The sequence below is a fragment of the Marichromatium bheemlicum genome (genome assembly GCF_012276755.1).
GTDB lineage: Bacteria > Pseudomonadota > Gammaproteobacteria > Chromatiales > Chromatiaceae > Marichromatium > Marichromatium bheemlicum.
Window position 1 is genome coordinate 85754 of sequence record NZ_JAAXKX010000005.1, and the last position, 13576, is coordinate 99329.

Annotated in this window: 10 protein-coding genes; all 10 read left to right on the forward strand. The window is 69.4% G+C overall.

The genetic code is table 11. The annotated features are described in order from the left end of the window. Positions 1 to 38: 38 nt before the first annotated feature. The 10 genes from HF203_RS05510 (at position 39) to waaA (ending at position 13565) form a co-directional block, all read left to right on the forward strand. Complete coding sequence (locus HF203_RS05510; protein ID WP_168667441.1) at positions 39 to 1004, forward strand: respiratory chain complex I subunit 1 family protein; 966 nt, start codon at positions 39 to 41, stop codon at positions 1002 to 1004. After that, positions 1001 to 1687 (forward strand): formate hydrogenlyase, encoded by a 687-nt coding sequence (locus HF203_RS05515; RefSeq protein WP_168667443.1) that lies wholly within the window; start codon positions 1001 to 1003, stop codon positions 1685 to 1687. Before HF203_RS05510 ends, HF203_RS05515 begins: the two co-directional genes overlap by 4 nt. Continuing rightward, entirely contained in the window at positions 1684 to 3156 is a 1473-nt protein-coding gene (locus HF203_RS05520) for a hydrogenase 4 subunit F (RefSeq protein ID WP_168667445.1), read from the forward strand. Before HF203_RS05515 ends, HF203_RS05520 begins: the two co-directional genes overlap by 4 nt. Then, the gene (locus HF203_RS05525) at positions 3153 to 4742 is read left to right on the forward strand and encodes a hydrogenase large subunit (protein ID WP_168667447.1); all 1590 of its coding nucleotides are present in this window, start codon (positions 3153 to 3155) and stop codon (positions 4740 to 4742) included. The genes HF203_RS05520 and HF203_RS05525 overlap by 4 nt, the downstream gene beginning before the upstream one ends. Before the next feature lie 39 nt (positions 4743 to 4781). Further along, a complete protein-coding gene (locus tag HF203_RS05530; protein WP_168667449.1) occupies positions 4782 to 5300 on the forward strand; it encodes an NADH-quinone oxidoreductase subunit B family protein in 519 nt (172 codons plus the stop codon). Positions 5301 to 5355: 55 nt separating this feature from the next. Then, complete coding sequence (locus HF203_RS05535; protein WP_168667450.1) at positions 5356 to 6123, forward strand: polysaccharide deacetylase family protein; 768 nt, start codon at positions 5356 to 5358, stop codon at positions 6121 to 6123. A gap of 105 nt (positions 6124 to 6228) precedes the next feature. Beyond that, positions 6229 to 8277: an HDOD domain-containing protein gene (locus HF203_RS05540; protein WP_168667452.1), complete on the forward strand. Its 2049-nt coding sequence runs from the start codon at positions 6229 to 6231 to the stop codon at positions 8275 to 8277. Positions 8278 to 8295: 18 nt separating this feature from the next. After that, on the forward strand, positions 8296 to 10797 hold the full coding sequence (locus HF203_RS05545; protein ID WP_168667454.1) for an EAL domain-containing protein: 2502 nt from the start codon (positions 8296 to 8298) through the stop codon (positions 10795 to 10797). Positions 10798 to 10828: 31 nt separating this feature from the next. Then, the gene (hldE, locus tag HF203_RS05550) at positions 10829 to 12259 is read left to right on the forward strand and encodes a bifunctional D-glycero-beta-D-manno-heptose-7-phosphate kinase/D-glycero-beta-D-manno-heptose 1-phosphate adenylyltransferase HldE (RefSeq protein ID WP_210424646.1); all 1431 of its coding nucleotides are present in this window, start codon (positions 10829 to 10831) and stop codon (positions 12257 to 12259) included. Further along, positions 12252 to 13565: a lipid IV(A) 3-deoxy-D-manno-octulosonic acid transferase gene (gene waaA, locus HF203_RS05555; RefSeq protein ID WP_210424647.1), complete on the forward strand. Its 1314-nt coding sequence runs from the start codon at positions 12252 to 12254 to the stop codon at positions 13563 to 13565. The genes hldE and waaA overlap by 8 nt, the downstream gene beginning before the upstream one ends. The last annotated feature ends 11 nt before the right edge of the window (positions 13566 to 13576 follow it).

Consider the following 13576-nt stretch of genomic DNA (forward strand, 5'->3'; position numbering starts at 1 on the left):
AGTCGCGGCGCACCCTCTGCTGTCCGGAACCATGCCCGATGGATGAACCAGTGATGCTCTCGGCCTGGGGGATGGCGCTGTTACAAGCGTTGCTCTATCCCGCCCTGGCCCCCCTGCTGATCGGCTGGGTGCGCAAGGTCAAGGCGCGGCTGCACAACCGCCGCGGCGCCTCGGTGTTCCAGCCCTATCGCGATCTGCGCAAGCTCTTGGCCAAGGAGACGCGGGTGGCGCACACCGCCTCGCCGTTGTTTCGTCTGGCGCCCTACGTGGTGTTCGTCGCCACCTGGCTGGCCGCGGCCACGGTGCCGCTGGTGGCGCGTGATCTGCCGACGGCGCAGATCGCCGACATCATCGTGTTGGTCGGCATGCTCGGCCTGGCGCGATTCTTCCTCGCCCTGGCGGGGATGGACGTCGGCACCGCCTTTGGTGGCATGGGCTCTTCACGCGAGATGATGATCTCCAGCCTTGCCGAACCGGCGATGTTGGTCGCGGTCTTCACCCTGGCGATGAGCGCGCACAGCACCAGTCTGTCGAGCGTGATCGGTTATCACCTGGCCGAGGGCTTCGTGCTCCGTCCCTCCTATCTCTTCGCCTTCGGTGCCCTGGTGCTGGTGGCGCTCGCCGAGAGCGGGCGCATCCCGGTCGACAACCCCAGCACCCACCTCGAACTGACGATGATCCACGAGGGCATGTTGCTCGAATACACCGGTCGCCACCTGGCGCTGATGGAGTTGGCCGCACACCTCAAGCTGTTGCTCTACGGGGTGTTGATCGCCAACGTCTTCGTGCCCTGGGGGATCGGCCAGGCGTTCGCGCCGGCAGCGCTGGCGCTGGGCCTGGGGGCGATCCTGCTCAAGCTCGCGGTGCTTGGCGCGGCGCTCGCCGTCGGTGAGACGGTGGTGGCCAAGATGCGGCTGTTCCGCGCCCCGGCCTTCCTCAACCTGGCGCTGCTGCTGGCCCTGCTTGGGTTGCTCAGTCACGTGATCCTGGAGGTGGGTGCATGAGCCTTGCCCAACTGCCACTGCTCGAGCAGTTCCTGCTGCTACAGGCGGCGCTGGTGCTGTTCCTGTCCTTCGGCCTGCTGTCGCAGACCCGACTGCTGGCGGCGATCCATGCCTTCGCCTGGCAGGGGGCGCTGATCGCGGCGGTGACCCTCACCGTGGCCATCGCCGGTCACTCGCACCATCTCTATTTCTCAGCACTGCTGACCCTGGTGCTGAAGGCGATGTTGATCCCCTGGATGCTGCACCGGCTGGTGCGCCGGCTCGCGCTGGAGCGCCACACCGAGACCCTCAGCCACCCGGCGCTGGTGAGCATGGTGGCGGTGGCGCTGGTGATCTTCAGCTATTGGGTGGTGGTGCCGATCGTCGCCGAGGAGCTGACCTTCACCCGCAACATCGTCGCGGTGAGCCTGGCGGTGGTGCTGATCGGGCTGCTGATGCTGGTGGCGCGCCAGCAGGCGGTGGCCCAGGTGCTCGGCTTCATGTCGATGGAGAACGGGCTGTTCTTGGCTGCGGTCTCCGCCACCGCCGGCATGCCGCTGGTGGTCGAGCTGGGCGTGGCCTTCGATGTGCTGGTGGCGATGGTGCTGTTTGGGGTGTTCTTCTTCCAGATCCGTGACAGCATCGACTCGCTCGATGTCGACCGGCTCAACCGACTCACCGAGACCGAGGAGGAGACGGCATGAGCGCGCTGATCCTGACCCTGCTGCTACCGCTCGTCGGCGCCCTGCTGCTGGCCTTTGTCACCTCGGTGCGCTGGGCCGGTTGGCTCAATCTCGGTATCGCGGTCCTGACCCTAACCACTGCGCTGTGGCTGGGCTGGGAGGTCGCCGAGCACGAGGTGATCGCCGGGCTGCATTTCCGTGTCGATGCCTTCAACGTCTATCTGGTGGTGCTCACCGCCTTCGTCGGTCTGACCACGGCGATCTTCTCGCGTCCCTACATGCGTCATGTCTGTGCCAATGCCCGGGTGACCCCGGCGGGTATGCGCATCTATCACAGCATGTACCAGACCTTCATGCTGACCATGCTGGTGGCGCTCACCACCGACAACCTCGGCGTGCTGTGGGTGGCGGTCGAGGGTGCGACCCTGGCCACGGTGCTGCTGGTCTCGCTCTACCGCACCCCGGAGGCGGTCGAGGCGGCATGGAAGTACTTCATCCTCTGCGGCGTCGGTATCGCCCTGGCGCTGTTCGGCACCGTGTTGACCTACTTCGCCGCCCAGCAGGTGCTCGCCGATCCCACCGAGGGACTGACCTGGAGCGTGCTCCACGCCCATGCCGCGGCGCTCGACCCCACGGTGATGCGTATCGCCTTCGTCTTCCTGCTGGTCGGTTATGGCACCAAGGTCGGACTGGTGCCGATGCACCAGTGGCTGCCCGATGCCCACTCCGAGGGGCCGACGCCGATGTCGGCGGTGCTCTCCGGGCTGCTGCTCAACGTCGCCCTCTATGCCGTGGTACGGCTGAAGATGCTGGTCGACGGTTCGCTGGCGGCGACCGACACCCCGCACTTGGCCGGTGCGCTGCTGATGGGCTTCGGGTTGATCTCCTTCCTCGTCGCCGGGCTGTTCCTGCATCGCCAGCGCGATATCAAGCGGATGTTCAGCTACTCCTCGATCGAGCACATGGGGCTGATGACCTTCGCCTTCGGGCTCGGTGGGCCGCTGGCCACCTTCGGCGCATTGTTGCACATGCTGGTGCACTCGCTGACCAAGTCGGCGATCTTCGTCACCGTGGGGCACGCCGCGCACATCGCCGGCACCCAGTCGATCGATCGCATCCGCGGCCTGATTCGCACCCAGCCGGCGGTCGGTTGGTCGTTGTTGCTGGGGGTGGTGGCGATCGCCGGTTTCCCGCCGTTCGGGGTCTTCGCCAGTGAGTTCCTGCTACTCACCGCCACCATCCAGACCCAGCCGTGGCTGAGCGCGGCGCTGCTCGGCGGGTTGGCGGTGGCCTGTGCCGGGCTGTTCCGGCATGTCCAGCCGATGGTCTACGGCACACCGCCCGAGGGTCAGCAGCCGGTGGAGGCCAATATGCTGCCGGTGATGGTCCATCTCGGGCTGGTGCTGTGGCTGGGGCTGGCGATCCCGGCGCTGCTCGCCGGCTGGCTCGACCGGGCAACCGGACTGATCGCGGGGAGTCATCTGTTATGAACGTCACCGATTCGCTCGCCGACCTGCAGGGGCTGCTCACCGCCCCGGGTATCGGCGCCACTGCATGCGCCGGCGTCGCCGGGGTTGAGCCCTGTCTGGCGCTGCCGGCGGCGCACTGGGGCCTGCTCGCCGAACTCGCCGCCGATGCCGGGCTGCGTCACGCCGGGGTCTGGGCCGATGCGCTCGATGCCGATCGTCTTCGCGTGCAGGCGCTGTTCGCCGCCCCCGACGGCTACCTGCTGGCGCAGACCGAGGTGACCAGCGCCCACCCGGAGCTGGCCTCGCACACCCCTTGCTTCCCCGGTGTCGATCGTCTCGAGCGCCATGCCCAGGACCTCCTCGGGGTGCGCTTCGTTGGTCATCCGCGTGGTACGGTGCGCTGGACCCGCCACCAGGCCTGGCCGGAGACGGTCCATCCGCTGCGTCCGGGGTTCCCGCTCGCCGGCAAGGCCCCTGGCCGCACCCCGGCCGATGCGGACTACCCGATCGTGCGGCTGCAGGGCAATGGGGTCTTTGAGGTCCCGGTCGGTCCGGTGCACGCCGGGGTGATCGCCCCGGGCCATTTTCGCTTCCAGGTGATGGGCGAGGACGTGCTGCGGCTCGAGGAGCGCCTCGGCTATGTCCACAAGGGGATCGAGAAGCACGCCGTCGGCCGTGATGCGGCGGGGCTGGTGCGGCTCGCCGCGCGGGTCGCCGCCGACAGCAGCGTGGCCCACGCCTGGGCGGCCGCCCAGGCACTCGAACGTGCCTGTGGCACCGAGGTGCCGGCCCGCGCACTGCACCTGCGCGCACTGCTCGCCGAGCGCGAGCGGGTGGCCAACCATCTCGGCGACATCGGCGGGATCTGTAACGATGTCGGCTTCAGCTTCGGGCAGAGTCAGTGCACCTTGCTGCGCGAGCGCTGGCAACGCGACAACGCCACCTATTTCGGGCATCGACTGTTGATGGACACCCTGGTCCCGGGGGGCGTGGCGCAGGATCTCGCGGCCACTGCGCCGGAGCGGCTGATCCACGCCCATGCCGAACTCAGACGGGTGCTGCGCGGGCTGTTCGACATCCTCGACGACCACCCGCCGCTCAACGATCGTCTGCTCACCACCGGCATCCTCAAGCACGACACCGCGCGCCTGCTCGGCTGCACCGGCTATGTCGGTAAGGGCAGCGGGCTGGCCCACGACCTGCGCCATCATGCCCCTTATGCGCCCTACGACCGACTCCAGCTGGCCGCGCCCGTGGTCGAGCAGGAGGGCGACGTCGCGGCGCGGATGCGGGTGCGGATGCGTGAGGTCCATGCCAGCCTGGAGCTGCTCGATCAGCTCCTCGCCACCCTCCCCGAGGGCGCGATCGCCACGTCCTTGATGCCGCGCCCCGAGGGTTGTGGGCTGGGCCTGGTCGAGGGCTGGCGCGGCGAGCTGGTGGCGCTGGTGCGGCTCGACGCCGAGGCTCGGGTGGCGCGTTACTTCCCGCGCGATCCGAGCTGGTTCAACTGGCCGGCGCTCGAACACCTGATTCTCGGCAACATCGTTCCTGACTTCCCGGTGTGCAACAAGTCGGTCAACGGGTCCTACTCCGGGGTGGACCTGTGACCCTCGTCCCACGCCACCTCATCGACAGGCACTGACACCATGTTCCGCATCCTCAACCAGGTCGCCCGTACCGGTATGCTCACCGAGTCGGTGGAGCGCCCCGACGACGCCCGGCTCGAACGGCTCGGCATCGAGCTGCGCCGTCAGGTCGATGCCCGCTTCGGTCACAGCCTGATGATCCGCGAGGTCGATGCCGGCTCCTGCGGTGGCTGCGAGATCGAGATCCACGCCCTCGCCAACGCCTACTACGACCTCGAGCGCTTCGGTATCCGCTTCTGCGCCTCGCCGCGTCATGCCGACGCGCTGTTGGTCACCGGCCCGGTATCGCGCCACATGGAGCAGGCGTTGCGTCGCACCTGGCGCGCCATGCCTGCACCCAAGTTCGTCATCGCCGCCGGCGACTGCGCCTGTGACGGCGGTGAGTTCGGTGAGAGTTATGCCTGCTGTGGCGCCGTCGATCGGGTGATCCCGGTCGACGTCCGCATCCCTGGTTGTCCGCCCACCCCGCTCTGTCTGATCGAGGGCCTGCTGGCGGCGCTGGCGCGCGCGGCCGACTGATCCCGCGCGCCCGGGGCGGTATGCTTGGGGCCTTTGTCCCGTCACGAGTGTCGCCATGACCGAGCCCCGTCTCTCGATCCTGATGTATCACCAGGTCGGTGATTTCGCGCCGATGCGCGAGCATCGCGCCAATTACTGCGATCGTCGTCGCTTCGCCGCGCAGATGGCGTTGCTCGCGCGGCTCGGCTATCGGGTGATCGGGCTCGACGAGGCGCTCGCCGGGCTGCGTGGCGAGCGCGCGCTGGCGCCGCGCTCGGTGGTGCTGACCTTCGACGACGGTTATCGCAACTTCGTCGACCACGCCCTGCCGGTGCTCGCGCGTCACGGCTTCCCGGCCACCGTCTATGTCATCAGTGACTGGGTCGGGCGTCGCGCCGAGTGGTTCGCCAAGGATCCCGGTCGCCCGGTCCCCGAGTTGATGGACGCCGCCGCGCTGCGCGAGATCCACGCCGCTGGCATCACCATCGGCTCGCATACCGCCAATCACGTCAAGCTCGGCGAGTGCTCACCTGCGCGTCAGGCCGAGGAGCTAGGCGCCAGTCGTGCACGGCTCGAGGACCTGCTCGGCGCCTCGGTGCACCATCTCTGCTATCCCTTCGGCAGCTTCGACCACCACACCCCGGGGCTCGCCGCCGCCGCCGGTTATCGCTCGGCGACGACCTGCCTGCGCGGTGCCGTGACCCGTGCCGATCACCCGCTGGCGCTGCCGCGCAAGGCCATCTCCTTCGGTGACGACCTGCTCGGTTTCTGGTGGAAGGTCGCGCTCAAGCATGCCCCCAAACCCGCCCTGGAGGCGTGGAGACGCCGATTGGCGGATGAATGAGGCGAGGAAATTCATTACACTTTGCGCGGAATACTGCGCGACGGGCACCGCATGGATCGCCGACCTGGAGCGAGTCCTAGACGATCGATCTGCGGTGCCGTGCCCATGAGTTCAGCCTCTTACGCCATCGATCCGACCGCGCTCGAGGCCTTACCCTCGCCACCGAGTGTGCTCCTCGAGCTGCTCGAGGCCTGTGTCGACGACGATGTCGAGTTCGCCACCCTGGCGCGGATCTGCGCGCGCGACGCGGCGCTGACCGCGCGCATCCTGGCGCTCGCCAACTCCGCCGCCTTCCGCCGTCGCGTGGCCGCCTGCACCTCGCTCGAACGCGTGCTGGTCAGCCTCGGTCTGGACACGGTCAAGACCCTGGCCCTGACCTCCGCGTTGCTGCAGACCCTGACCCCGAAGCAGTCGCTGCCGGCAGCGCCGTTCGCCGCCTTCTGGCGACACGCCCTGGTGACCGCCGAGCTTGCCCGTGCCCTGGCCCGCACCCTCTCCGTGGCCGAGGCCGAGCAGCTCTATCTCGCTGGGCTGCTGCACGACATCGGTCGTTTGGTGATTGCTAGTCAGCTCGGCGAGTGGCCGCCCGAGGGCGTCCCCGGTACGACCGAGGCCACGCGGCTACCGGCATTCGAACACGACCGCATCGGCGTCGATCATTGCACCGTGGGCGCGGCACTGTTGCGTGCCTGGCGGCTGCCGGAACCGCTGGCCATGGTGGCGCGCCATCATCATGCCGGGCTCGCTGCACTCGAGGATGCGCCACTGGCGCTACGCCTGGTGCACCTGGCCAACGCCCTCGACAGCCCGTACTGGAGCCCGGCCGAGACCGATATGCTGGCCGATGCGCTGTTCGGCCTGACCCCGGGGGTCGTGCGACGGTTGCACCGCGAGACCCAACAGCGGGTCGAACCGCTGTGCGCGGCGCTGGGGTTCGATGCCGCGTTGGCGCCAGCGACGCCCTTGGCGGGGGTATTGCGAGACCGGGTGTTGGTCGATCGACTCGACGGTCAGCTCGCCCGCGCCGAGGACGAGCAGGTCCTGCTCGCGACCATTGCCGAGTGCGTGACCCTCTTGTTCGGGGTCGATCGCGTCCGTTTCCTGTTGCCCACGGGGGCAGGGCGGCTGCGTGGCCACGCGCCTTGTGGCGACGACCCCGCGTGCGCCGCCATCGACTGCGCCGCCGCGGGCCTGCACCTGCCCGGGCGAGCCGCCGCCGGTGAGCCCTGCTCCGGGCTGTTGTCCGATGAGGCCCTCGGCGTGCTCGAGCATCAGCTCGCCGCCGATGCCGAGGCCCTTTACTGCCTGCCGTTGCGCGCCGCCGGCGCGTGCATGGCGGTGCTGGTGCTGGCGGTGAGTGCGCCACAGCTGGGGCGGTTACGCGCACGCGAGGGCGTGCTGCGGGGTTTCGGTGAGGTCTGCGGTTGGGCGTTAGCGCGTTTGCGCGCGCGGCTCGACCGCGCTCATCACGCCGAGCGGCAGCGCGCGCAGCTCGAACAGGCGCGGCTGCGCCAGCTGGTGCACGAGGCGGGCAACCCGCTGAGCATCGCCCAGAACTACCTCGAACTGCTCGCCGAGCGCCTTGTCGACGACACCGAGGCCAATGCCGATCTGGTCGTGCTGCGCGAGGAACTCGATCGGGTCGGTGCCATCCTGGTACGGCTGGTCGACGCCGAGGCGGCCGAGACCGAGACCGAGAGCGATGTGGCGATGACGCTGCGACGGCTCGCCGGGGTGCTCGATCATGCGCTGTGTCGGCCGCGTGGCATCGACTTCAGCTACACCGGGCCACAGAGCCTGCCGCCACTGACCCTGGAGGGGGATGCCTTGCGTCAGGTACTGGTCAATCTGGTGCGTAATGCCGCCGAGTCGCTGGACGAAGGTGGGCGGATCACGGTGGTGCTCGAGGACGGGGTGCAGGCGCGGGGTCGACCCCATGTCGAGCTGCGGGTCGAGGACGATGGCCCCGGCATCCCGGCCGCACGCCTGGCATCGCTGTTCGAGTCGCAACAGAGCACCAAGCCCGGGCATGCCGGGGTGGGGTTGAGCGTGGTGCGCAACCTGGTCGAGACGGCCGGGGGCGTGGTGAGCTGTCGTAGCCGGGTGAATGCCGGCTGCCGTTTCCAGCTCCTGCTGCCGTTGGCGCGGCGCTGAGCCGTCGGCCAGGTGGCCATGCCCGCAGTCCCCGTCCCCCGTCTCTCGCCCGGCGGCAACGCTCGTCAGCTGTTGGTGGTCGATGACGAGCCGCGCAGTCGCGCCAGCCTCGAACGCCTGCTCGGGGCGCGTGGTTTCTGCGTGCACAGTGCCGCCGGGGTCGAGGAGGCGCTGGCGCTGCTCGAGCGCCAACACTTCGATCTGGTGCTGCTCGACCTGATCCTGCCGGTCGGTGATGGGGTGCAGATCCTTGATCGGTTGGTGGCCCGCGACGCCAAGACCGCGGTGGTGGTGGTCTCGGCCACCCGCTCGGTGGTCGAGGCGACCCGGGCGTTGCGGCACGGCGCCTGTGACTTCGTTGCCAAGCCCTATCGGCTCGAGACCCTGCTGAAGGCCATCACCGGCGCCTGCGAGCGCAGCGCGCTGCGGCGCGCCCAGGCGACCATGCAGGCACGGCTGCGCGACTCCGAACGGCTCTATCGCTTCTTGGTGCAGTCCTCGCCGGATCTGATCTTCCTGCTCGACGGGGCGGGGCGGGTGCGCTTCGTCAACCAACGCATCATCGAGCTGTTGCAGCGCCGCCCCGAGGAGGTGCTCGAACGCCCGTTGCTGGAGCTGATCGCCGCCGACCACCAAGGGCGGGCCTGTACGCTGCTCGAGACGCTGGGCGGCGATGTCGCGGGGCAGGTACGGGTCATCGAGCTGGAGTTGGTCGGGGTGGCAACGTTGCTGCCGGTGGAGATCAAGCTGCTGGCGCTCGGTGCCGGCGCCGAGCCCCTGGCCGGTGGTGAGGTGTTCGCGGTCGCGCGCGATCTCACCGCGCATCGCCGTGCCGAGGAGGCGATGCGCCGCTCCTTTGACCTGCTCCACCATGTCATCGCCGCCAGCCCGGCGGTGGTCTATGCCCGCTCGCCCGGACGCCCGGTGCGGTTCAGCTTCATCAGCGACAATCTGCGTCAGCTCCTCGGTCATGAGCCCGAACAGCTGTTGAGCGGGTCGATCTCCTGGGAGGGGTTGGTACACCCTGACGATCACGTCGGTGACGACGACCTGGCCTGTGACGGTCCGCAACGGGCGGCCAACAGCGAATACCGGATGCGCCACCGTGACGGTGACTGGCGCTGGATCCGCGACAGCGTGCGGTTGTTGTGCGACGGTAGCGGCCGGGCTGTGGAGCTGGTCGGCTCCTGGCTCGACAATACCGAGGCCCACCGTCTGGCCGAGGAGCTGCGTCGCCAGGCCAGCCGCGACGCACTGACCGGACTGCCCAACCGTCACGCCTTCGAGCGACGGCTGCAGCGGGCGATCGAGGAGGCGTGCAGCGAGGGCCATGAGCACGCGCTCTGCTATCTCGATCTCGATCAGTTCAAGCTGATCAACGATACCTGTGGGCATGTCGCCGGCGATGCGGTACTGCGCCAGTTGGTGCACGTGCTCAGTGCCTGTATCCGCAAGCAGGACACCCTGGCGCGGCTCGGTGGCGACGAGTTCGGGGTGTTGATGGAGCGCTGCGATCGCGCTGGTGCGATCCGTGTCGCCGAGGCGCTGTGCAAGGCCGTGGGCGACTTTCACTTTATCTGGGACGACAAGCGTTTTCGGCTCGGGGTGAGTATCGGGCTGGTGGGTATCGATGCCGACAACGCCGGTCTCGATGCCCTGCTCAGCGCCGCCGACAGCGCCTGCTACGCGGCCAAGGACGCCGGGCGCAATCGCATCCATCTCTATACCGCCGATGATACCGAGTTGGCGAGGCGCCACGGCGAGATGCAGTGGGTGTCACAGATCAACCTGGCGTTCGAGCAGGCGCGCTTCGGGCTCGCCTTCCAGCCGATCGTGCCGGTCAACGGTGGCGGCGCCGGCGCGCACTATGAGCTGCTGTTGCGGATGTACGATGCCGAGGGTGCGACGGTGATGCCCGGTGCCTTCCTGCCCGCCGCCGAGCGCTATCACCTGATCGGTCGACTCGACGAATGGGTGGTGGAGACGGCACTGGCCTGGTTGACCGAACACCCCGGCCATGTCGAGGGGCTCGAGCTGTGCTCGATCAATCTCTCGGGGCACTCGCTCGGCGATACACCGTTGCTCGAGCGCCTCGGTGCGCGGCTGCGGGGTCATCAGGGCATCGCCGCCAAGCTCTGTTTCGAGATCACCGAGACGGCGGCCATCTCCAACATGACCAATGCCGTGGAGTTCATCGCCTCGCTGCGTACGCTCGGCTGCCGCTTCGCCCTCGACGACTTCGGCAGCGGGCTGTCCTCCTTCGCCTATCTCAAGAACCTGCCGGTCGACTTCCTCAAGATCGACGGCATGTTCATCAAGGATATCGCCGTCAACCCCATCACCCGCACCATGGTGCGCTCGATCAACGAGGTCGGTCAGGCGATGGGGATGCGCACCGTCGCCGAGTTCGTCGAGGGCGACGAGACCCTGGCGGTGCTGCGCGATCTCGGCGTCGACTACGCCCAGGGGTACGGCATCGGCCGACCGCGCCCGATCGCGGAACTCGTGCGATCATATTAGCGATCTGTCCCGTGCGATTGCGGAGTCCAGCTTGAGCCCGATCCCCCTTCCCGACCTGCCCGATTTCAGCCGTGCCAGCATCCTCGTGGCCGGCGACCTGATGCTCGACCGCTACTGGAGCGGCAGCACTCGCCGCATCTCGCCCGAGGCCCCGGTGCCGGTGGTGCGCATCGATGGACGCGAGGACCGTCCCGGTGGTGCAGCCAACGTCGCGCTCAACCTCGCCGCACTCGGCGTGCACACCGCGCTGGCCGGGGTCACCGGTCGCGACGAGGCCGCCGAGTGCCTGATCGCGCCGCTGCGTACCGCTGGGATCGGGCTGCACCTGCAGCACCGCGATGACGTGCCGACCATCACCAAGCTGCGGGTGCTCAGCCATCACCAGCAGCTCATCCGTCTCGACTTCGAGGAGCCGCTCGCGCCGCCGGCCGAGGATCCGCTGCCGGCGCTGGTCGAGGCCGCGCTGCCGGGCCATCAGCTGTTGCTGCTCTCGGACTACGGTAAGGGCACCCTGGCCGATCCGCAGCGGCTGATCGAGTGCGCCCGCGCCCGTGGTCTGCCGGTGCTGGTCGACCCCAAGGGGACGGACTTCGCGCGCTATCGCGGCGCCACCCTGCTCACCCCCAATCGCGGCGAGCTGGAGGCGGTGGTCGGCCCCTGCGCCGACGACGCCACCCTGATCGCGCGCGCCGAGCGGCTGCGCGACGAGCTGGCGCTGGAGGCGCTGCTGGTGACCCTGGGCGAGCGCGGCATGCTGCTGCTCGAGGCCGGCGTCCCGGCGCTGCACCTGCCGACCCAGGCACGCGAGGTGTTCGACGTCACCGGCGCGGGCGATACCGTGATCGCCGCGCTCGCCGCCGCGCTCGCCGCCGGCATGCCGCTGCCCGCCGCCTGCGCCCTGGCCAACTGCGCCGCCGGACTGGCGGTGGCCAAGCTCGGCACCGCCAGCGTCGGCGTGCACGAGCTGGCGCGCGCCTATCGCGGCGGCGAGTGGCGCACCCTGCTCGATCGCGACACCCTGGTGCACACCGTGGCCGAGGCGCGCGCGCGTGGCGAGCGGGTGGTGATGACCAACGGCTGCTTCGACATCCTCCACGAGGGCCATGTCGCCTATCTGCAGCAGGCCCGCGCGCTCGGCGATCGGCTGGTGGTGGCGGTCAACGACGACGACTCGGTGCGCCGGCTCAAGGGCGAGGGGCGACCGATCAACGGTGTCGAGCAGCGCATGGCGGTGCTCGCCGGGCTGGCCTCGGTCGACTGGGTCTGTCCCTTCTCCGAGGACACCCCGGAGGCGCTGATTTGCGCCGTCGGCCCGGATGTGCTGGTCAAGGGCGGGGACTACCGCGTCGAGGAGATCGCCGGGGCCGATTGTGTGCACGCGCGCGGCGGCGAGGTGCGGGTGCTCGACTTCCTGCCCGGGCGCTCGACCAGTCGGATCATCGGGGCGATCCGCGATGTCTGAGTCGGTGATCGAGGACCAACCCTCGTTCGGGGGGACATTGTTGCAACTGCTCTACACCCTGGTACTGCGCCTGACCCTGCCGCTGGTGCTGCTGCGCTTGGTGCTGCGCGGGTTGTCGCGCCCGGCCCGTGAACTCGGTATCGGCGAGCGGCTGGCGCGCGGCGTGCCGGCGCCGCCGGTCGAGGTCTGGGTGCACGCCGTCTCGGTCGGCGAGGTGCTGGCCGCGCGCGGGCTCATCAACCACCTGCTCGCGCGCACCCCGACTTGTCGGGTGCTGGTCACCACCACCACTCCGACCGGAGCCGAGCGGGTGCGCGCGCTGTTCGGCGAGCGGGTGGCGCACCGCTACACCCCCTACGATTTGCCGGAGGTGCAGGCGCGCTTTCTCGATCAGGCGCGCCCCCGACTGCTGATCGTCATCGAGACCGAGATCTGGCCGAATATGCTCGAGGCCTGCGCCGAGCGCGGCATTCCCACCTTGCTGGTCAACGCTCGGCTCTCGGCGCGCTCGGCGCGTGGCTATGCCCGGCTCGGCCGGCTCGCCGCACCGACGCTGCGCCACTTTGCGCTGATCGCCGCTCAGGGGCGTGGTGACGCGCGGCGCTTCCGTGCCCTCGGCGCCGAGCCCGAGCGAGTGCGGGTGACCGGCTCGGTCAAGTTCGACGTCGCCGACGACCCCGAGCGCGAGACCCGCAGCGCCGAGCTGCGCGCGCACTGGGGCGAGGGCCGTCCGCTGTGGATCGCCGCCAGTACCCACGAGGGCGAGGAGGCGCGGGTGCTCGCCGCCCACCGCCGCGTCCTCGAACACCAGCCCGAGGCGCTGCTGGTGCTGGTGCCGCGCCACCCCGAGCGCTTCGATCAGGTCGCCGCGCTGGTCGAGACCCACGGCTTCCGCCTGGCGCGTCGCACCGATCCCGACGCCGTAGTGAGCGAGGCCCAGGTCCTGCTCGGCGACACCATGGGCGAGCTGGCGGGGCTGATCGCCGCCGTCGACGTCGCCTTCATCGGCGGCTCGCTGGTGCCGGTCGGCGGTCACAACCTGCTCGAGGCCGCCGTCGCCGGGGTGCCGGCGCTGGTCGGTCCGCACACCTTCAACTTCGCCGAGATCACCAACCGCCTGATCGGCCTCGACGGCTGCGCCCGGGTCGCCGACAGCGAGGCCCTGGCCGCGCGCCTCACCGACTGGCTCGCCGCCCCTGAGCACCGCGCCGCGGTCGGCGCCAACGGCCGCGCCTTCGTCGAGGCCAATCGCGGCGCGCTGGCGCGGTTGATCGGGTTGGTCGAGGGGTATTTGCCGAAGGGGTGAGATGGTGACCC